Genomic DNA, 1,390 nt, shown 5'->3' with positions numbered 1-1,390 from the left:
GTCCTCATCTACGACGACGCGGGTGACCACGCGGCACTCCAGGCCGCGGAATTTCTCGCGGGCGCCGGAGCGAAGGTTGAAATCATGACGCCGGACCGGTCCTTTTCACCCGAGGTCATGGCAATGAACCTCGTGCCGTACATGAGGTCTCTGCAAAAACTCGATGTGATCTTCACGGTCACCTATCGGCTGGAGTCTGTTGAAAAGAGCGGCAACCAGCTCATTGCCCATGTCGGCAGTGACTATGGCGGCGTGTCCAAACAGCGCATCGTGGATCAGGTTGTCGTCAATCACGGCACCATTCCGCTCGACGACATCTATTTCGAACTGAAACCGAAATCGACCAACCACGGCGAGATTTCGCACGATGAACTCATCACCGGACAACCGCAGTCGGTGGTACGCAATGCGCAGGGCCAGTTCCAACTCTTCCGCATCGGCGACGCCGTTTCAGCTCGCAACACCCACGCTGCGATCTACGACGCACTTCGCTTGGCGAAAGATATCTGATTGGCGGGGCGGACAAACTCGTCCGCTCAATCACAAGAAGGGTTGGCCCGGCATCACCCGGCCACTCCAGCGACGCCGCAACTGTCGTCAACCGGCAATTGGTACGGAATCGTACTATCGATTGATCTGCATCTTGCACGAGATCAAAATGAGCCGGAGGTGATCATGGGGAAGGAGCCGCATGAGCATCGCCAGACGGACAACAGGACCTGCCGGCACTGCCAGGGACTTTCTGGCGGTAGAGCTGGCAAGTTCGCGGTACGGCGATATCATCTCGGTCAAAGCGGCAATCGAGGCAACTCGCAGGGACGCCCCTTATCTGCAGGATACAGATGACGAGTTGACGGAGGAGATCGTCGACCTGGCAAGGGAACTGGGACTGGCCGTCCTTTTTGACGCTCGCGATTGATCGATTGCCACGGGCTCCGCCAGCCGCCGGTGCCGGTCGGTGCGAAATCGGCAATTGGCTCATGGCCAACCCGGAAGGTGGAACACTGAGTAGACTCTCATGGTCTCGACCGGCCCGGCCTGGCGGTACCAAAGATTGATTCCTTCCCAGCGGTTTCCGGCTCTTGTCGAAGCATCATCGCGCGATAATTCCCTTGAAGGCGTGGGCGCTTCTCCCTCTCGACAGGAGACTGCCATGAAACATCAGACACTCGATCAACTGCATGCGGTCGCCAAGATTGAAACTTCGGCCGCATATTCGGAAATGACACGCAACCAGCGCATCGAACGCTGGGCGGAACTTCTGGAGCAACATCCCGAGCGATGCCTTGCCGCGTTTACAGGTACCGAATATCTGCACCTGGAGGAACGTGCCAGCGTGCGGGGGGACGGATCAGCACTTGCCGTTGCCTTCGACGATCCGGTGTTGCGC

At 58.3% G+C, this 1,390-nt stretch carries 1 protein-coding gene and 2 pseudogenes; all 3 read left to right on the top strand.

What is annotated here, in order from left to right:
• Positions 1–510: pseudogene (locus ACXJ7R_RS32760) on the top strand (N-methylproline demethylase); the annotation flags it as partial.
• Positions 511–691: 181 nt separating this feature from the next.
• On the top strand, positions 692–919 hold the full coding sequence (locus tag ACXJ7R_RS32755) for a hypothetical protein (protein WP_457155416.1): 228 nt from the start codon (positions 692–694) through the stop codon (positions 917–919).
• A gap of 234 nt (positions 920–1,153) precedes the next feature.
• Positions 1,154–1,390, top strand: a pseudogene (locus ACXJ7R_RS32750) (hypothetical protein); the annotation flags it as partial.

The organism is Mesorhizobium sp. P5_C1 (assembly GCF_054049815.1).
Note: the sequence above shows the minus strand (reverse complement) of the source record. Positions and strands in the feature narration are given on the sequence as shown.